The sequence below is a fragment of the Armatimonadota bacterium genome (genome assembly GCA_031432545.1).
Lineage (GTDB): Bacteria > Sysuimicrobiota > Sysuimicrobiia > Sysuimicrobiales > Sysuimicrobiaceae > Caldifonticola > Caldifonticola tengchongensis.
The window spans coordinates 91,794-109,863 of sequence record JAVKGX010000003.1; the positions used below are offsets into that span (position 1 = coordinate 91,794).

The 18,070-nt window shown below is 70.7% G+C and carries 18 protein-coding genes, 1 tRNA gene and 1 pseudogene; 19 read left to right on the forward strand and 1 reads right to left on the reverse strand.

From position 1 onward, the window contains the following. Positions 1 to 56: 56 nt before the first annotated feature. The 7 genes from pth to QN163_05090 all read left to right on the forward strand — a co-directional run bounded on the left by pth (position 57) and on the right by QN163_05090 (position 6,486). On the forward strand, positions 57 to 632 hold the full coding sequence (gene pth / locus QN163_05060; protein ID MDR5683381.1) for an aminoacyl-tRNA hydrolase: 576 nt from the start codon (positions 57 to 59) through the stop codon (positions 630 to 632). A 7-nt stretch (positions 633 to 639) separates the two neighbouring features. Then, a complete protein-coding gene (gene tatC, locus QN163_05065) occupies positions 640 to 1,383 on the forward strand; it encodes a twin-arginine translocase subunit TatC (GenBank protein MDR5683382.1) in 744 nt (247 codons plus the stop codon). Positions 1,384 to 1,399: 16 nt separating this feature from the next. Further along, on the forward strand, positions 1,400 to 1,972 hold the full coding sequence (locus QN163_05070; GenBank protein ID MDR5683383.1) for a sulfite oxidase-like oxidoreductase: 573 nt from the start codon (positions 1,400 to 1,402) through the stop codon (positions 1,970 to 1,972). Between the two features lie 370 nt (positions 1,973 to 2,342). After that, positions 2,343 to 4,322, forward strand: coding sequence for a methionine--tRNA ligase (gene metG, locus QN163_05075; protein ID MDR5683384.1), 1,980 nt, complete (start codon positions 2,343 to 2,345; stop codon positions 4,320 to 4,322). A gap of 40 nt (positions 4,323 to 4,362) precedes the next feature. Beyond that, positions 4,363 to 5,127, forward strand: a complete 765-nt coding sequence (locus QN163_05080; GenBank protein MDR5683385.1) for a TatD family hydrolase — start codon at positions 4,363 to 4,365, stop codon at positions 5,125 to 5,127. 62 nt (positions 5,128 to 5,189) lie between these two features. Next, entirely contained in the window at positions 5,190 to 6,302 is a 1,113-nt protein-coding gene (locus QN163_05085) for a M48 family metalloprotease (protein ID MDR5683386.1), read from the forward strand. A gap of 108 nt (positions 6,303 to 6,410) precedes the next feature. Beyond that, positions 6,411 to 6,486, forward strand: a tRNA-Arg gene (locus tag QN163_05090). A gap of 80 nt (positions 6,487 to 6,566) precedes the next feature. Here QN163_05090 and QN163_05095 read toward each other — a convergent pair. Beyond that, positions 6,567 to 7,745, reverse strand: a complete 1,179-nt coding sequence (locus QN163_05095) for an MFS transporter (protein ID MDR5683387.1) — start codon at positions 7,743 to 7,745, stop codon at positions 6,567 to 6,569. Positions 7,746 to 7,866: 121 nt separating this feature from the next. Here QN163_05095 and QN163_05100 point away from each other — a divergent pair, with 121 nt between their 5' ends. From QN163_05100 to hisA, 12 genes and pseudogenes are all read left to right on the forward strand, one after another. Then, complete coding sequence (locus QN163_05100; protein MDR5683388.1) at positions 7,867 to 8,754, forward strand: pseudouridine-5'-phosphate glycosidase; 888 nt, start codon at positions 7,867 to 7,869, stop codon at positions 8,752 to 8,754. A 57-nt stretch (positions 8,755 to 8,811) separates the two neighbouring features. Next, a complete protein-coding gene (locus tag QN163_05105; protein MDR5683389.1) occupies positions 8,812 to 9,900 on the forward strand; it encodes a nucleoside hydrolase in 1,089 nt (362 codons plus the stop codon). A 3-nt stretch (positions 9,901 to 9,903) separates the two neighbouring features. Beyond that, entirely contained in the window at positions 9,904 to 10,791 is an 888-nt protein-coding gene (locus tag QN163_05110) for a sugar kinase (GenBank protein ID MDR5683390.1), read from the forward strand. After that, positions 10,792 to 11,481 (forward strand): hypothetical protein, encoded by a 690-nt coding sequence (locus QN163_05115; GenBank protein ID MDR5683391.1) that lies wholly within the window; start codon positions 10,792 to 10,794, stop codon positions 11,479 to 11,481. A gap of 21 nt (positions 11,482 to 11,502) precedes the next feature. Further along, positions 11,503 to 11,817, forward strand: coding sequence for a YerC/YecD family TrpR-related protein (locus tag QN163_05120; GenBank protein ID MDR5683392.1), 315 nt, complete (start codon positions 11,503 to 11,505; stop codon positions 11,815 to 11,817). Positions 11,818 to 11,890: 73 nt separating this feature from the next. After that, the gene (gene hisZ, locus QN163_05125) at positions 11,891 to 13,111 is read left to right on the forward strand and encodes an ATP phosphoribosyltransferase regulatory subunit (GenBank protein MDR5683393.1); all 1,221 of its coding nucleotides are present in this window, start codon (positions 11,891 to 11,893) and stop codon (positions 13,109 to 13,111) included. Beyond that, the gene (gene hisG / locus QN163_05130) at positions 13,108 to 13,776 is read left to right on the forward strand and encodes an ATP phosphoribosyltransferase (GenBank protein MDR5683394.1); all 669 of its coding nucleotides are present in this window, start codon (positions 13,108 to 13,110) and stop codon (positions 13,774 to 13,776) included. Before hisZ ends, hisG begins: the two co-directional genes overlap by 4 nt. Further along, the gene (gene hisD / locus QN163_05135; GenBank protein MDR5683395.1) at positions 13,773 to 15,098 is read left to right on the forward strand and encodes a histidinol dehydrogenase; all 1,326 of its coding nucleotides are present in this window, start codon (positions 13,773 to 13,775) and stop codon (positions 15,096 to 15,098) included. Before hisG ends, hisD begins: the two co-directional genes overlap by 4 nt. Positions 15,099 to 15,104: 6 nt before the next feature. Further along, complete coding sequence (gene hisC / locus QN163_05140; GenBank protein MDR5683396.1) at positions 15,105 to 16,184, forward strand: histidinol-phosphate transaminase; 1,080 nt, start codon at positions 15,105 to 15,107, stop codon at positions 16,182 to 16,184. Beyond that, complete coding sequence (gene hisB, locus QN163_05145) at positions 16,181 to 16,759, forward strand: imidazoleglycerol-phosphate dehydratase HisB (GenBank protein MDR5683397.1); 579 nt, start codon at positions 16,181 to 16,183, stop codon at positions 16,757 to 16,759. The genes hisC and hisB overlap by 4 nt, the downstream gene beginning before the upstream one ends. Beyond that, a complete protein-coding gene (gene hisH / locus QN163_05150; GenBank protein MDR5683398.1) occupies positions 16,756 to 17,382 on the forward strand; it encodes an imidazole glycerol phosphate synthase subunit HisH in 627 nt (208 codons plus the stop codon). The genes hisB and hisH overlap by 4 nt, the downstream gene beginning before the upstream one ends. Continuing rightward, positions 17,379 to 18,056: pseudogene (gene hisA, locus QN163_05155) on the forward strand (1-(5-phosphoribosyl)-5-[(5-phosphoribosylamino)methylideneamino]imidazole-4-carboxamide isomerase). Before hisH ends, hisA begins: the two are co-directional and overlap by 4 nt. Positions 18,057 to 18,070 lie beyond the last annotated feature (14 nt).

The following is an 18,070-nucleotide window of genomic DNA, read 5'->3' on the forward strand; positions in this document are numbered from 1 at the left end:
CCGACCCTCCCGACCTCGAAGTCTGACCCCTGCCGCTGCCTGCTACACTGTCAGCGATGAAGCTCGTCGTCGGCCTGGGGAACCCCGGACGCCGCTATCGCGGTACGCGTCACAACGTCGGGTGGGACGTACTGGACGTCCTGGCGCGTCGGTGGGACGTCGACGTCTCGCACGACGAGGGCTACGCGACGGTGGGCCGCGGAGTCGTCGCCGGCCGCCATGTCTGGCTGGCGAAGCCCTGGACGTACATGAACCTGAGCGGGGTCGCCGTGAGGGAACTGGCACGCCGCCACCGCTGGAAGCCACACGAGATCCTCGTGATCTATGACGACATGGATCTGCCGGTCGGGACGATCCGCGTGCGGGCGCGGGGCAGCGCGGGCGGACACCGCGGCATGGCCTCGGTGATCGAGGAACTGGGCACCTCCGAGATCCCCCGTGTGCGCATCGGCATCGGACGCTCCGGTGCTGACGCCGTCGATCACGTGCTGTCGCGTTTTGACTCCGCCGAAGAGCCGGTGATCCGGCAGGCGGTGGCCCGCGCGGCGGACGCCGTGGAGGCGATTTTGCGCGAGGGGATCGAGCAGGCCATGGATCGCTTCAACCGGAGGGCGGCGCTGTCTGCGCCGTGACAGGGCGATGGCACGTGGCCGCGCCGAGATGACCTGGATCGAGCACCTGGAGGAACTCCGGGCGCGGCTGATCTGGAGCCTCGTCGGGCTTGCCGTCGGGACGGCCGTCTGCTGGGTGTTCTCCGAGGCGCTGCTGCGCGCCCTGCTGCGTCCGGCCGGGGTGCAGCTGCACGCCATCGGCATGCTCGAGCCGTTCCTGGCGAAGTTCCGGGTCGCGGTCACCGGCGGGTTCGCGCTCGCGATGCCGTGGATCGTCTACCAGGCGTTTCGGTTCGTCGACCCGGCGCTGAAGCCGGACGAGCGGCGGGTGCTGATTCCCGTGTCGATCGCGGCCGGGCTGCTGTTTCTGTCCGGCGCCGCGTTCAGTTACTTCTTCGTCGTCCCGGCCGCGTCCGAGTGGCTGCTCTCGCACGCCGGGGGGCTGATCCGGGTCCAGATCACCGCCCTGAACTACCTCCACTTCATCACGTGGCTGATGGTGGGGCTGGGGCTGGGGTTCCAGACGCCGCTGCTCGTGATCGCGGCCTGTGTGCTGGGGATCGTGACGCCGCGCCGGTTGCAGCAGGAGTGGCGGGTGGCGGTGATGGTCATCCTGGTCGTCTCGGCGGCCGTGACGCCGGACTGGAGCCCGGTGACGATGTTCATGCTGGCGGCGCCGATGTTCCTGTTGTACGAGGGGGCGATCCTGGTATCGGCCCTCATCCTGCGCCGGCGTCAGGCGGCGCAGCGGTATGCGGTAGGGAGCCGGTAAGCCAAGACGGACGAGCATGACAGACCGCCCTCGCGTCCCCCCGGGGCAGTACGTGACCGAGAAGTGGCCTGTGTTGCACTACGGGTCCGTGCCGCGCACGGACCTGAGCCGCTGGACGTTTCGTGTCTTCGGCGCGGTCGAGGAGGAGAAGACGTGGACGTACGAAGAGTTCCTCGCCCTCGGCCACATCGAGGTTCGGTGCGACGTGCACTGCGTGACCCGGTGGAGTAAGCTGGACAACGTCTTTGCGGGCGTACCGTTCCGCGCGGTCCTCGCTCGCGTCCGCCGCAGGCCCGAAGCCGACTGGGTCATGGTGCACGCGGAGGAAGGGTACACGACGAACGTGCCGCTGGTCGACCTGGACCGTGACGACGTACTGTTCGCCCACAGCCACAACGGCCATCCGCTCACGCCCGAGCACGGCTGGCCCCTGCGCCTGGTCGTACCGCACCTGTACTTCTGGAAGAGCGCGAAGTGGGTGCGCGGGCTGGAGTTCGGGACTGAGGACCGTCCCGGCTTTTGGGAGCAGGCCGGTTACCACATGCGCGGGGACCCCTGGCGCGAGCAGCGGTTCGGTGACGACGGGTAGCGGGCCGCCGCCTTGACAGACGCGAAGCGGCCGCGTATGGTCGGAGGCACAGGCGAAGACGGAGCGGGAGTACACGCGGTCGGAGGGTCGGAGCGAGCCGGGTCGGTGAGAGCCGGTGCCCGGGCCGCGTCCCGAGGGGGGCGTCCCGCGGAGGGGTGTTTGAGTCCGCGGGACGGGAACATGGCTCCGGAGCCGCCGGGCGAAAAGCCGTTTCGTGAGTAGCCCATGCCGGGTCGGCCCGTGACAGCCGGCCGAGAGCCAGCGGATCTGAAGGTCGCGGTGTCGGCTTCGGATCCTTGGAAGCCTGGGTGGTACCGCGGAGAGCCCCTTCGTCCCAAAGGACGTCGGGGCTCTCGGCCGTTCGAAAGAGGTGATCGGCGTGTCTGGAACGTTCTACATCACCACGGCCATCGACTACGTGAACGCAACGCCGCACATCGGCCACGCGTACGAGAAGGTCCTCGCCGACGTGCTGGCCCGCTACCACCGGCTGGCCGGGGACGAGGTGTTCTTCTTGACGGGCACCGACGAGCACGGCCAGAACATCGCCACCGCCGCGGCCCAGGCGGGGGAGGACGTGCAGACGTTTGTGGACCGCAACGCCGCTGCCTTCCGGCAGCTGTGCCGCGACCTGAACCTGTCCAACGACGACTTCATCCGCACCACCGACCGCAAGCGCCACTGGCCCGCGGTGCAGGAGATCTGGCGCCGGGCGGCGGCGGCCGGCGACCTGCACAAGAAGCACTACCGGGCTCTGTACTGCGTGCAGTGCGAGGCGTTCGTGACCCTCAGCGAGCTGGTGGACGGGCGGTGTCCCCGACACCTAACGGAGCCGCAGGTGGTGGAGGAGGAAAACTACTTCTTCCGGCTGTCGCGCTACCGCGACCGACTCCGTCAGCTGTTCGAGGAGCGGCGGGACTTCGTGGTGCCCGAGAGCCGGTGGGCGGAGATGCTGCAGCTGGTGGACACCCTCGAGGACGTCTCGGTCTCGCGGCCGGTGGAGAAGCTGTCGTGGGGGATTCCCGTGCCGGACGACCCGGGCCACGTGGTCTACGTGTGGTTCGACGCGCTCACCAACTACATCAGCGCCATCGGCTTCGGGCAGGATGAGGACCGCTTCCGGGCGTGGTGGCCCGCCCACCACCTCATCGGCAAGGACATCAACCGGTTCCACTCGCTGTTGTGGCCGGCCATGCTGCTCAGCGCGGGCGTGGAGCCGCCGCGGCAGGTGCTCGTGCACGGCTTTTTGACCCTTGAGGGGCAGAAGATCAGCAAGACGCTGGGCAACGTGGTGGATCCCGTCGCGGTGGCTCGTGACCTGGCGGAGCGCAGCGGGGCGGAGCTGGACGTGTGCGTGGACGCGGTGCGCTACTTCCTGCTGCGGGAGATTCCGTTCGGTGCGGACGGAGACTTCAGCCGCGCGCAGCTGCTCGGGCGGTTCAACGCCGACCTGGCCAACGACTACGGGAACCTGCTGAACCGCACGCTGCCCCTGCTGGAGCGGTACTTCGGCGGTCTGCTCCCCGAGCCCGGGCCGGAAGAGGGCGGGGACGCGGCGCTGCGCGGCCAGGCCGAGGCGCTGGCCGATGCGGTGCTGGCGAGCGTGCGGCGGTGCGACTTCCAGCGGGCCTTGGGTGCGATCTGGCAGCTGCTGGGTGCGGCCAACCGCTACCTGGATCAGGAGGCGCCGTGGAATCTCCACAAGGAGGGAAGGCGCGAACGGGCGGGCACCGTCCTCGTCAACACGCTGGAGGCACTGCGCGTCGCCAACGTGCTGCTCGAGCCGGTGTTGCCGTCGGCGACGTTGAAGGTCTGGACACAGCTGGGCCATCCGGAGTTCGAAGACCGTGCCCGCCAGGTGCGCGGGTCCGGACGGGTATGGCGCGGCACCGGGCTCACGGTGGACGACGCGCGTACCTGGCGGTGGCTGCGGGCGGGTACGCGGGTGCAGCCGGCAGCGCCGATCTTCCCGCGCGTGGATTCCAGGGCGGCGGCTGCAGGTGAACCGGAGGAGGCACAGATGTCGGGGGCGATCACCATCGAGGAGTTCCGCAGGCTGGATCTCCGTGTGGCCAAGGTGCTGGACGCGCGGCGTGTTCCGAACACCGACAAGCTGATCGAGGCCAGGGTCGACATCGGGGGCGAGGTCCGCACGATCGTCACCGGCCTGATCCCTCACTACGCACCCGAAGACCTGGTGGGCAAGACGATCGTGGTGTTGGCGAACCTGCAGCCGCGCAAGGTCCGCGGGGTCGAGTCCCGCGGCATGCTGCTGGCTGCGGAAGCCGACGACACCCTGGGTCTGGTCGTCCTCGACAGAGACATGCCGGCCGGGGCGAGGGTGTCTTAGCGGGCCGAACGCGCCCTCGCCCGGTTTCCGCCGACCGCCCGTGGTCGATACCCACCTGCACCTCGACAACCCCCAGTTCGACGGCGACCGCGAAGCGGTCGTCGAGCGCGCACTCCACGCCGGTGTGTGGTGCATGATCACAATGGGCGTTGACCTCGCCAGCAGCCGGCGAGCGGTGGCCCTGGCGGAGACCTACGACGCCGTCTTCGCGGCGGTCGGCATCCATCCGAACCAGGCCCACCGCGCCGGCGCCGACGACCTGGCGCGCATACGGGAACTGGCAGACCATCCACGCGTCGTCGCGATCGGTGAGTGCGGCCTGGACTATTACCGCGGATGGTGCCCGCCCGAGGTGCAGCGGGCGAACCTGCGCGCCCACATTCGGCTGAGCAACGAGATCGGAAAGCCCCTCGTGGTCCACAACCGCGAGGCACACGCCGACGTGATGCGGATCCTAGAAGAAGAACAGGCCAGCCGCGTCGTCCTCCACGCCTTCGGCGGCCCCGCCGACCACACGGCGCAGGCCGCCGAACGCGGATACTGGATGGGGCTGGGAGGATCGGTCACATACCCCAACGCGCACCAGGTGCGCGCGGCCGCCCGCGAGATCCCGTCGGAGTTGCTCCTCGTGGAGACGGACGCGCCCTACCTGCCGCCGGAGCCGCACCGGGGACGGCGCAACGAACCGGCCTACCTGCCGCGGATCGTGACGGCGATCGCGAAAGAACGAGGCCACAGCCTCCAGACAGTCGGCGGACTCGCGGGCGAAAACGCGCTACGCTGTTTTGGGATCCGGATGCGCTAGAGTCGGAAGACGATGGGCAGCAGGGTTCGTCTGTGGCTCCTTGGGAAAAGGGCCCGGGTTGGGTGCGCGGAGGACGAGAGGTCGAGGACAGCGTGCGCGCGGCGGTATGTCTGATCCTGAGCGTTGTGGCCCTGGCGGTGCCGGCGGCCGCGCAGTCCGCCGAGGACCGCGCGGAGATCGAACAGGGCCGCCGCGCGGCGCAGCAGATCGAGCGGCAGCTCAAGGTCGTCACCGACCCGGAGGTCAACGAGCGGGTGACGCGCATCGGCCGTGCGATCGCAGCCGTAACGGAGCGCCCGGACCTACCGTGGACGTTCAGGGTTGTCGAGCACAGGGTCCCCAATGCGGTCGCGCTGCCCGGCGGCTACATCTACCTGACCTCGGCGATCGTCCGCATCCTGCGCACCGACCACGAACTGGCCGGCCTGCTGGCGCACGAGGCCGCGCACGTGGCGCTGCGTCACCATCGTCGGATGGAGCGCGAGGCGCTGCGCACCAATCTCATCGTCATGCTGGTGGCGGTGCTGGTGCGCGACGCCAACGTCGCCGCCGGCGCGCAGCTGCTCGGGGGCGGACTGCTGAGCGCCTTCACACGGGAGATGGAGCGCGAGGCCGACCGGGCCGCGGTGGGATACGTGCTCCAAACCGAATGGCACCCCGTGGGTGTCCTTACGTTGCTCGAACGCATGGCGTGGGAGGACCTGCTGACCGCCAACGTCGACCCCGGCGCCTTCCGCACGCATCCGACGTGGGCCGAGCGCCTGCGGGCCGTGGAGAACGAGCTGCACCGGCGCGGCGTGCCGATCCACCGCCGGATCTCGATGGGGTTCCTGCGGATCGACGTCGCCGAGGAAGAGCTGCGGGGAGCTGCCGTGGGGGTGATCCGCGTCAATGGGGAGGTCGTGATGCGGCTGAGCGGCGGCCGGGCGCGGGCGGATCAGGTGGCCCGGCGGCTCGACCACGTGTTCAACGAGGACCCCTCGCCGTTCGACGTGCGCGCCGTGGGCGTGATGGACGAGTGGACGGTGCGCATCGGCGACGAGCGCGTCCTGACGGTCACCGGGGACGACGTCCGCCTGCTCGGCCGCTCCGCCCGGGATCTGGCCAACGACTACGCGCAGCGCCTGCGTCAGGCGATCGCCGAGGACCGGCGGCGCAGGGCCCTCGGCGGTTAGGCCGCGTCCTGCCGCACCAAACGCACCGCATGAGCAGCCGGCGGTGGAAGACCTTGGGCCGGACACCGTTCCCCAACACCGCGGTTCTGCTATGATGAGGTGTTGGACGCGCCCGTAGCTCAGCGGATAGAGCGTTGGCCTCCGGAGCCAAAGGTCACAGGTTCAAATCCTGTCGGGCGCGCCAGCCCTTCCACGTTGCGTCGTCTTCCGACCCCTCCGGATCGGTGCCCAGTTGCGACAACGGTGGGACCCGCTCCCGGCGCGTCACCGCGCCTGGTCGCGAGGCGCCAGCCAGCCGACCAGCGCCGCCGTCGCGATCAGGCTCGCCGCGATCAGAAAGACCGGCCGCGGTCCCATCGCCTCCGCGACGACGCCCGCCAGCAGCGGCGCGACGACGCCTCGCACCCCGAGCAGTGACGCGTACGCCCCAGTGTACTGGCTGACCCTGTCGGCGGGGGCGAGCTCCATCACCGCTGCCATCCACGCCAGGTCCATCGCGGCGATGACGAACCCGTCGGTGGCGAACGGCAGCAGCGCGTACCAAGTGGACGGAGCCAGGTAGAAGAGCAGGGGCGTCAAGATCCCTACGGCGAACACGATGCGAATCGCGGCCAGACCTGAGTGCCTGTCGATGAAGCGCCCCCACACGAAGAACGACAGGACCGAGCACGCCGACATCACCGCCGACAACACCCCCACTTGGCTGTTCGTCGCGCCCAGCTCGTCCACCAGCAGCAGCGGGACCGCCGGTGCCATCATCCATCCCCCGAAGCCGAAGACCGACGTCGTCACCAGCAACGCCCGAAACCGGGAGTCGGCGAGCGCCACGCGCCATGCTTCGTGCACGGAGGGCCGTTCGTTGGACCGCGGCTGACCGGGTAGGTGGATGCGGCCGAAGACGAGCGCGCTCGCGATGCCGAAGACGGCGGCGACGGGGAACACCGCTGGGTAGCCAAAGCGCTGGAGGGCGGAGCCTGCGACGAGCGCGGCGAGAATCGATGCCAGGCTCAGCCCGACGCGCACCAGACCCAGCAACCTGCCGCGGTGCTCCCGCGGGAACACCGAGCGGATGGCCGCGGTGTAGGCCGGCAGGATCGTGCCGTGCACCAGGTGAAAGGCGATCACCAGGGCCACGAAGGCGTGCGGCCCGGAGACCAGAGGCGCGAGCAAGAACAGGCCCCGCGCGACCACCGACGGCCACACGACGAACGGGACGGGGTTGCGCCCGGCGATGATCGCGCTCCACCAGGCCGCGAACAGCAGTCCGATCGCCGGCCCCGCGGTCAGCAGGGAGACCTGGAGGGGGGTCGCACCCAGGCGGCGCGCCGTGACGCTCAAGAAGGGCAGGACCATGCCGGCGAACAGGCCGAACAGAACCGCGCCGCCGAGGTCGTACAGGAACGCACGCCGGGCCGCGGGCGGGATCGCAGGTAGGAAGCGCACGGTTCTGTTTGTACGGGCTCCACTAGCGATTGTCAAAGTCGGGGACGGTCCTCACGGCCGGTGCTAGAATGAAGGAGACCGCCGGCCGCCCGAGCCGGCGTTTTCGTGTGCGGGGGTCGAGGTGCGCATCCACGCGGAGGTGGCCAGCGCTCTGGCGGGCGGCGTTCCGGTCGTCGCGCTGGAGACGACATTGTTTGCACATGGGCTGCCGTCCTCGGTGGTTCACCGGGTGCAGCAGGACGTGGAGGCGGCCGTGCGCGAGGAGGGCGCGGTCCCCGCTGCGATCGCCGTCCTGGAGGGGGAGATACGGGTCGGTCTGGGGCCGGAGGACTGGAGAGCCGTCTTCGATCGGCCACTGGACAAGGCGGGTCTGCGTGACCTGCCGGGGGCGGTGGCCAAGAGACGGGATGCGGCCACCACTGTCGCGTCGACGGCGTACCTCGCGTCGCGCGCGGGCATCCGCGTCTTCGCGACCGGTGGCATCGGCGGGGTGCACCGGGATGCGAGCCGTACCTGGGACGTGTCCGGCGACCTCACCGTCCTGAGCAGGACGCCGGTCGTGGTCGTCTGCTCCGGCGCGAAGTCGGTACTGGATCTGCCAGCCACGCTCGAGGCGCTGGAGACGCTGCAGGTCACGGTGCTGGGCTTCCGAGTGGACCGGTTCCCAGCGTTCTACGTGGCCGACAGCGGGCTGCCGGTTCCGCGCGTGGAAAGCGAAGCGGAAGTGGCTGCGATCGTGCGTGCCCGCGACGCGCTCGGCCTGGCGTCCGCGGTGGTCGTCGCACAGCCCCCTCCGCCGGGCGCCGCGCTCGATCCCGAGGTGCACGACGCAGCCCTCGCGGATGCACTGCGCGCGGCGGAGGGCGTGCGGGGCAAGGAGGTCACGCCCGTGCTCCTGCGACGCCTGGCCGAGGCGACCGGCGGTGCAGCGGTCGAAGCCAACCGGCACCTCGCCGTCGCCAACGCGCGCCTGGCGGCGCGGATCGCGAGGGCACTGGTCGGGCACTGACGGCACGTGGCGAACGGGCGGTCTTCGGCGCACACGTGCTGCCCTCGGAGGATTGCCATGCGACGCCTTCTCATCGACAGCGGCGGTAGTTCGGACGACGTCCTGGCGCTGCTGATGGCGGCCAGGTCTTCGGAGGTGGAGATCGTCGCGGTCACGGCGATCGCCGGCTGCGTGCGGGTCGGGCAGGCTGCGGAGAACCTCCTGTACGGTCTGGAGGTGGCGGGTGCGAGCCGCGTGCCGGTCTACCTCGGCTGCGAGCGCCCGTTGCTGCGACCCCACACACCGTTCGAGCCGCTGCACGGCCGCAGCGGGATGGGTGCCCACAACCACCCGCGGGCCAAGCAGCGGCCCGAATCGGCGCACGCGGTGGATGCGATCCTGTCTTTGTGTCGCCACTACCGCAAGGAGTTGGACATCGTGTGCCTGGGGCCGCCGACGAACCTGGCGGCGGCCCTGATCCAGTCGCCCAAGCTCGCCGAGATGCCCGGTCGGGTCTACGTCTACGGTGGCTCGTCCGATGGGGGGAACGTCACGGCGTCGGCGGAGTTCAACTTCCACACCGATCCAGAAGCGGCGTCTTTGGTGCTCGATAGCGGGCTGCCGATCACGCTGGTGGGCTGGGACCAGGCGCGCCAGCACATGACGATGCGCGAGGGCGACATCCACCGGATCCGCCAGGGAACCACGCGGGAGTGCCGGCTGTTTATGGAATCGACGCGGACGTTCGCCGAGTACTGCCGGCGCACCCTGCGGATGCGTGGGTCGGCGCTGGGAGCGGTCCTCACGATGGCCGTGGCCCTCGACCCCGGTGTGGTCCGGGAGTCGGTGCGCGTCCGCGCGGACGTCGAGACGCGTGGGGAGATCACCCGCGGACAGGTCGTCTTCGACGCGGTGGGCCTGTCCCACCGCCCGGCCAACGTCCAACGGGTCTGCGACGCCGACGGCGAGCGCGCGCGAGAGATGCTCTTTTCGGCCCTCGGCGCGCCGCCGGTGACGGTCGAGCGGCCGCAGCAGGTGCCGGAGATGGGCGAGTCAGAGTCTCCTCCGCAGCCCCCGGCCGAGGCGGAAACACCCGATCGCACACCACAAGGCTCGGCCGAGCCGGTGCCGGTTCCCGATGCACCGTCCGACACGACACGGGATTAGCCCGTGCTGCTGACCGCGGGCGACCTGGTCCTCGACGTCCTGGTCCGGTCGGACACCGGGCCGCATCCCGGCTCCGAAGGCGACGGACAGATCGTCCTCGCCCCCGGCGGATCGGCCGCGAACGTCGCCCGTTGGGCCGCCCATCTGGGTTTTCCGGCCCGGTTCGTCGGATCCGTCGGCGACGACTTCGCGGGTCGGTGGCTGACCGAGGCGATGCGGTCGTCGGGTGTGGACGTCCGCGTGGACGCTGTCGCCGGTGAGCCCACCGGCGTCGTCGCGGTCTGGGTGGACCCGTCCGGGGAGCGCACGATGGTGACCGACCGCACCGCCAACCGCTACCTCCCCCCGCGGCTGCTCGACGAGGACACGTGGTCGGACGTGACGCACTTCCACTTCACCGGATATTCGTTGCTGGCATCCCAGACACGTGAGCGCATTCTCGCCGCGAAGGCCATTGCGGTCCGCCGCGGTTGCACGCTGTCGTTCGACCCGGGGCCGCATCGGCGCCTCGTCCAGCACGTCGGCGCCGCTGCAATCCTGGCGGCGTGCGATGGCGTCGATGTGCTTTTGCCCAACGAGGCGGAGGCAGTTGCGCTGGCGGCAGCGAAGAGTGTCGAGGAGGCGATCGATCGGCTGAGCGCGAGGAGTTCGATCGTGTGCATCAAGCGAGGCTCTGCTGGATGCCTGCTGGCCCGTGGCGCGCAGCGGCTTAGCATCGTGCCGCCGGGCCACACCGCCGTGGACACGACCGGTGCGGGGGATGCGTTCGCCGCCGGCTTTCTGGCGGTGTGGAAACGCGGCGCCTCCGTTCCGGAAGCGGCTGCCGCCGGCGTGCGCGCCGCAGCGCGAGCGGTGTCGCACGTCGGTGCCGGGCCGCAGGGATGGGCGTAGATGGGCCTGCCGCTGATCCTCTCGCTGGTCTTCGGGGCGGGAGCCAACGCGGCCGCGAACCTGCGACGGGTTGCCGACGGGCGCGTGTGGGTGGCGTTCGCCGTCGGCGGTGGGGTGTTCTTCGTCGTGCAGTTCGTCAGCCGTCCTCTGGTTGCGCTGGTCTCGATGTTGGGCGGCTGGCAGGCCGACGGGACGTTCCCGAGCTGGCTGTTCGTGGCCGTCAACGTCGTCTTGGCCGAGCTGTTCAAGTTGACGGCCGCCCTGGTCCTGCACTCGGCGTACCGATCGCCGGTCGGGGAAGCCTCCGGGACCGGGGCGGCCGTCGGAGCGGGTTTCGCAGTCTGGTACGAGTCGCTGATCCTGTCGTCGGCGTTCCAGATCTCGCGCCTGGCCCTGCCCGGCGGGCAGTCGCTGGTTGCCGCACTCGTGGCTTCGTTGGCCCGCGTGCTGGCCGGGTCGGCGACCACGGGGCTGGGTGCCGGGCTGGCGGTGCGCGGGCAGCTGGCTGGCGGCGTCGTGCTGGCGGTGGCGGCTCAGCTGCTGTTGGATCCCGGTCTTCGGGTGCTGCTGTGGCGCCCCTGGATGACCGTCGCCGCCACCGCCCTCGTGAGCGGCGTGCTGTTCGCGTGGCTGGTCGTGTGGGGCGGCGGGAGGACCCGGGCAGTGCCCCCCGGATCGGACGGACCGTAGCGGTCGAGGAGCGAAACGCCCATGCCGGTAAATCCGAAGCTGCGCGACCGCAACACCGACCGGCTGTTCGAGGCCATCTTACAGCTGCGTTCCCTCGAGGAATGCTACCGCTTCTTCGAAGACCTCTGCACCGTCCACGAGCTGCACGCGTTGGCCCAGCGGTTTCACGTGGCCCGACTGCTGCACGAGGGGGCGACCTACGAAGAGGTCGTGCGCAAGACAGGCGCGAGCTCGGCCACCGTCAGCCGCGTGAAGCGGTTTTTGGAGTACGGCGCGGACGGATACCGGCTCGTGCTGCGCCGGATGGGCGCTCGAAAACCCCGCCCCCGAAGTTGACACCGGCCCGCTCCTCGTGGTATCGTGAGCGCTACTTCCATTCTTTAGCGCGATAAAGGACTAAATCACTGCGATGCCGAGCCGCACGGCTCCCTTCCGAGGGCATCGGATCCCCGACGGCCTGCGCGACTGGCTCCCCGACGAGTGGGGGCGGGTGCGGGCACTGGAGGCGCGGCTTCGTGCGCTGTTCGGCGCATGGGGATACTGCGAGGTGGCTACGCCGGTGCTGGAATGTCTGGACAGCGTCGCGCGCGGGATCGGCCAGACGCCGCAAGACTGGTTCGTCGTCGTGGACCGCACCGGTGAACTTTTGGTGCTGCGCCCGGAGATGACCGTGCCGATGGCGCGCCTGGCCGCGGGCCACCTGACGGGGCGGACGGTGCGGCTGTGCTACTTCGCCGAGGTGTTTCGAGGCCGACGGGCGCGGGGCGCGGCCCGGGAGTTCCGTCAGGCAGGGGTGGAGCGGATCGGGGATCGGGGGTGCGAGGCCGACGGGGAGGTGATCGCGCTGGCCGCGCACGCGCTGCGGGAGGCCGGCGTGCGTGACTTCCGCATCGGCGTCGGGCACGTGGGGTTGTTGCGCGCGTTGTTGGAGGCGGCCGGTCTGGACGCCGGGGACCGGCACACGGCGCAGGTGCTGCTGTACCGCCGCGACTTCGTGACGCTGCGCGGGCTGCTGGCGGGCAGCCCCGCCCGGGTTCGCGATGTCATCTTTTCGCTGCCCGAGTTGCGGGGCGGGGACGCCTCTGCGGCCGTGCGTGACGTCGGGGTCGGGGCCGAGGCTGTGGCGGAAGTCGATGCGGTGCTGGCGACCCTGCCGGCCTTCGGAGTGGGGGATGCGGTGGAGATGGACCTGGGCTTGATCCGCGACTTCGACTACTACACGGGCGTCGTGTTCGAGGGATACACCCGGGGGCTTGGGTTGCCGCTGCTGGGCGGGGGCCGCTACGACGAACTGCTGGGGCGCTTTGGGGCCGACCGCCCGGCCATGGGGTTCGCGATCGAACTCGAGCGCGTTCTGCCGGCTGCTGACGCGTTGGCCGAGCGGCGACCTGCGCTGCAGATCGTCTACGAGCCGCAGGCGCGCGCCGCAGCGCTGGACGTGGCGCGGCGTGCGCGCGATGCCGGGTGGGCGGTGACGGTGGATCCGCACCCGGCGGAGCCGCTGGGAGGCGCGCCGACCCTGGCGTTCACGACGGCGGGCGTCCGTCTTTCCGATCCGGACGGTACCCAACGCGAGGTGCCGGGGGCCCACTGGCAGCAGATCCGCGGCCTGTTGGACGGTGCCCGGTGAAGAAGCTGACGGTGGCGGTCCCCGCCGGGCGCCTGCGCGCAGACGCGCTGCGCGCCCTCCGATCCGCAGGCTACGCGGGTGCGGCCGATCCCGACGACCGCAGCCTGTTGCTGCCGTGGGGTGAGTTGACGGTGCTGGTGGCGAAACCGGTCGATCTGCTGACGTACGTGGAACGCGGTGCGGCCGACTGCGGGATTGTCGGCAAGGACGTGCTCCTCGAGCAGTCGCACCACGTCTACGAGTTGCTCGACCTGGGCTTCGGGCGGTGCCGGGGCGTGGTGGCCGTCCCGCGCGGGCGAACCGCGCTCTGGGACGACGCGCGCCGGCCGCTGCGCATCGCCACGAAGTACCCGCGGGTCGCCGAGGGCTTCTTCCGGGAGCGCGGGCGCCCGGTCGAGATCGTCGAGATGTACGGGTCGGTCGAACTCGCCCCGCGCGTGGGGCTCAGCGACGGCATCCTCGACGTGGTGATGACCGGCGCTACGTTGCGTGCCAACGACCTGGTGGAGGTGGCGCAGGCGTTCGTCTCCACCGCGCGCCTGGTCGTGAACCCCGTGAGCCTGCGCGCCCGGTCCGACGCAGTGCAGACCCTGTTGGACCGTTTGAGGGGTCGCAGCGGCGGTGCGGCCATCGCCTCGGCCTCGCAGGGGGAGGGATCGGCGTGAGGGTCGTGCGCCTCCGTGACGTCCCGCCGGGCGACCTGCGCCGGTTGCTGGCGCGTTCCCGGGATCGGATCTTCGACCCCCAGACGCAGGACGCAGTTCGCCGGCTGCTCGACGACGTGCGCGCGCGGGGCGACCAGGCCGTTGTGGACGCCACGGCCCGATTCGATGGGGTGCGGCTTCGGCCCGATGAACTCGCCGTCTCCCGGCAGCAGATCCGTTCCGCGCACCGGCGGGTGGACGATGCGGTGCGGGCTGCTCTGGAGGCGGCGATCGAACGCAGCCGGCGGTTCTCCGAGTGGCTGCGGCCGCCGGAGACGGTCGTCGAGGAGATCGAGCCCGGCATCACCGTCGGCGTGCGCCACACGTCGATCGCATCGGTCGGCGCGTACGTCCCCTCCGGCAAGGGGAGGTTCCCCTCGACGGTTGCGACGATGCTCACGCCGGCCGTGGTGGCCGGCGTTCCGGACATCGCCCTCGTCGTCCCGCCAGGGCCAGACGGTTCGGTGGATCCCGCGGTGCTCCTCGCGGCGGACTTGCTGGGGATCGAGCGCGTGTTCTGCGCCAACGGCCCCGCGGGCATTGCCGCGCTCAGCGTGGGGACGGCGACCTTCCCGCGGGTGGAGGCGGTCGTGGGTCCGGGCAGTCCTCACGTCGTAGCGATGCAACTGACCATCTCGTCGTTGGGCGTGCGCGCGCTGGGACTGATGGGACCCACGGAATCCGTGGTGCTGGCCGACGGCCGGGCTCCGGTGGACCTCGTGGCGCTCGACTTGGTGAACGAAGCCGAGCACGGCAGTGACTCGGCCTGTTGGCTCGTCACCCCCAGCGCCGCGCTGGCCGAGGAGGCGGTCGCACGTGTGAGGGACCTGCTGGACCGAATCCCCGAGCCGCGGCGTACCTACGCGCGCGATGCGCTGTCCGATCTGGGCGGGGCCCTCGTGGTCGATAGCTGGGAGGAAGCGGTGTCGTTCGTGGACGCCTACGCCCCCGAACACCTCCTCATCCACGCCGCCGAGGCGTGGGAGACGGCGTGGCGCATCCGCCACGCGGGGGAGATTCTCATCGGACCACACACGCCGTTTTCGGCGGCGAACTACGCGATCGGCATACCGGCGGCGCTGCCCACGGGCGGGGCGGCACGCCGCGAGGGTGGCATTACGGTCCTCAGCTTCCTCAAGACCACGTCTGTGGGACATCTGGATCCGCGTGGCCTGGAGAAGGTGCGAGGCGTCGTGCAGGCGCTGGGTGCGTATGAGGGTTTCCCCGCGCACGTGATGGCGGTGACCGGTCGACCCGTTGGGCCCTCGGGGCCCGGAGGGTAGGGGGCCATGCGGGTCCGACCCAGACCGGAGGTCGACGCGCTGCCGGGTTACCGGCTGACGGTGGTGCCCGCCCCGATCAAGTTGAACCAGAACGAATCCCCCTACGACCTTCCGCCCGAGGTCAAGGAAGAGGTGCTCGGAACGTTGCGGTCGGTGCCCTGGAACCGCTATCCGCCGATGCGCGCCGGGCGACTGCGGGAAGCGATCGCCCGGTTACAGGGTGTAAAGCCTGAGAAGGTGATCCTCACCAACGGCTCCAACGAGGCGATCCTCGCGCTGATCTCTGCCTTCGCCGCCGGCGGCACGGTCGTTCTGCCGGAGCCGGGCTACTCGATGGCCAGACCCCTGGCCGTGACCGCGGGCGCCCACGCGGTGGCCGTTCGGCTGCGCGAAGACCTCAGCATGGATCCGGACGCGCTCCTTTCCGCCGCGGCCGCCTCCTGCGCATCGATGATCTTCTTCGCCTCCCCGAACAACCCGACGGGCCGCGCCGTACCCCCCGACGACGTGGAGCGCATCGTGGCGGGCTTTCGTGGCCTGGTGGTCGTCGACGAGGCATACTGGGGTTTCTCGGAAGGGACGGCGCTGCGGCTGCTGCCCGAGCGGGCGAACGTGGCGGTCGTGCGAACGGCGTCCAAGGCGTTCGGTCTTGCCGGCGTGCGAGTCGGCTGGGTCACCGCGTCGAGGGACGTGATCGCGGCGTTGGACAAAACCCTGCCACCGTACAACCTGGACGTCTTCGCCCAGGCCGCGGCGGAGGCGATGGTGCGCCGGCCGGATCTGGTGCGCGAGCGCGCATCGCAGGTCGTGCGGGAGCGCGAACGCGTCCTGGAGGCCCTGCGCGCGCTCGGGGTCGAAGCGTTCGCGAGCGAGGCGAACTTCATCCTGTTCCGCACGCCCGACGCGGCTGCGACGTTCGACGGCCTGGCGCGGCGCGGCGTGCTCGTGCGGGACGTCTCGCACTTCCCCATGCTCGACGGCTGCCTGCGTGTGACTGTGGGGACGCCTCCCGACAACGACGCGTTCTTGCAGGCGCTGCGTCAGGCCCTGCCCCGGGTGCGGGCGTCCGGCGGGAGGTCTGTATGAGGTCTGCGACGGTCGCGCGCACCACGGCCGAGACCTCGGTCCGGGTGTCGCTGAACCTGGACGGCACCGGCCGGCACGATGTGCGGACCGGCATCGGCTTCTTCGACCACGTGCTGGCGCAGCTCGCCTGCCACGGCGGGTTCGACCTGACCGTTGTGGCGGAGGGCGATCTCGAGGTGGACGCCCACCACACCGTCGAGGACGTGGGCATCACGCTGGGCCAGGCCCTCTCTGAGGCGCTGTCCGACCGCAGCGGGATCGCCCGGTTCGCCAGCCTCCACGCCGCGATGGACGACGCGCTCGTGCTCTGCGCGGTGGACGCAGGCGGCCGGCCGTTTCTGGCGTGCGACCTGCGGTTCTCTCTGCCGGTGGTCGGTGCGTTTCCGACGGAACTCGTCGAGGAGTTCCTGCGGGCGTTCGTCACGCACGGACGCCTCACCGCCCACGTCAGACTCGTTGACGGCCACAACAGCCACCACATCGTCGAGGCCGTCTTCAAGGGGTTGGGTGTGGTTCTGCGCCGCGCGGTCGCGGTCGAGCGGCAGGGCGTGCCGTCCACGAAGGGTGTGCTGTGAAGGACACAGCGTGCCGGGCCGCCGTCGTGGACTACGGCGCCGGCAATCTGCACAGCGTGGAGCGTGCTCTCGCCCGAGTGGGGTTCGCCGCCTGGCGGGCGGTGCGGCCGGAGGCGTTGGACGGCGCCGACGTGGTCGTGCTGCCGGGGGTGGGTGCGTTCGGTCCGGCGTCGCGTCGCCTGCGCGAGGAGGGGTTCTTCGAGGCGATCCGCGCCGCGCTGCGCGAGGGGCGATGGCTCGTCGGGCTGTGCCTGGGGATGCAGATGCTGTTCGAGGAGAGTGAGGAGGACGGAACCCACGAGGGACTCGGACTGCTGGCGGGCCGGGTCGTGCGGCTGCCCGACGGGATGAAGGTGCCACACATGGGCTGGAACACGCTGACGGTCGCCCGCGGTTGCCCGTTCCCTCTGGGCGTGAGGTCCGGGGAGTACGTGTACTTCGTGCACTCCTTCTACGCCCGAGCCCGCGAGGAGGACACGGTCGCCTGGACCCCGTACGGGGTCCGCGTTCCGGCCATCGTCGCGGCAGGGAGGGTGTTGGGTTTTCAGTTCCACCCCGAAAAGAGCGGCGAGGTGGGCCTGCGCCTGCTGCGGGGCCTGGCCGGCGCGGTCGGGCGGTCATGACGGTCCTGCCCGCCGTCGACGTCCTCGGCGGGCGGGTCGTCCGGCTGCGCCGGGGCGATTTCGCGCAGGCCACGGTCTACGACTCTGATCCGGTACGGGCCGCGCGACGGTGGACGGCACGGGGTGCGCGGTGGCTGCACGTCGTGGATCTGGACGGCGCGCGCGTGGGCGCCCCAAGGCAGTTGGGGGTGCTGGCCGCGATCGCGAAGTCAGTCGGTGTCCCCGTGCAATTCGGGGGCGGCCTCCGGTCGGTCGAATCGGTCGGGCGTGCGCTCGATGCGGGAGCGGCGAGGGTCGTGATCGGCACGTCGGCGCTGACCGATCCCGCGACGCTGGCGTCGGTGTGCGACCGGTTCGGCGAGCGCGTCGCGGTCGGCCTGGACGTGGAGGACGGGATCGTCCGCATTCGCGGCTGGACCGAGAGTGCGAGTGTGCACCTCGAAGAGGCGGCCAGGCGTGTGCTGGCGGCGGGCGCGCGCAGGTTGGTCGTCACCGACGTGGTGGCGGACGGGACGATGGCCGGTCCGAACCTGGAGCTGTACCGACGCCTGGTGCCCCTGGGCGTGCCAGTCGTCGCGTCGGGGGGCGTCCGCGACGTCGACGACCTGCGGGCCCTGCGGGAGATCGGAGTGGAGGGCGCGATCGTCGGCCGGGCCCTGTACGAGGGGACCATCGACCTCCGGGAGGC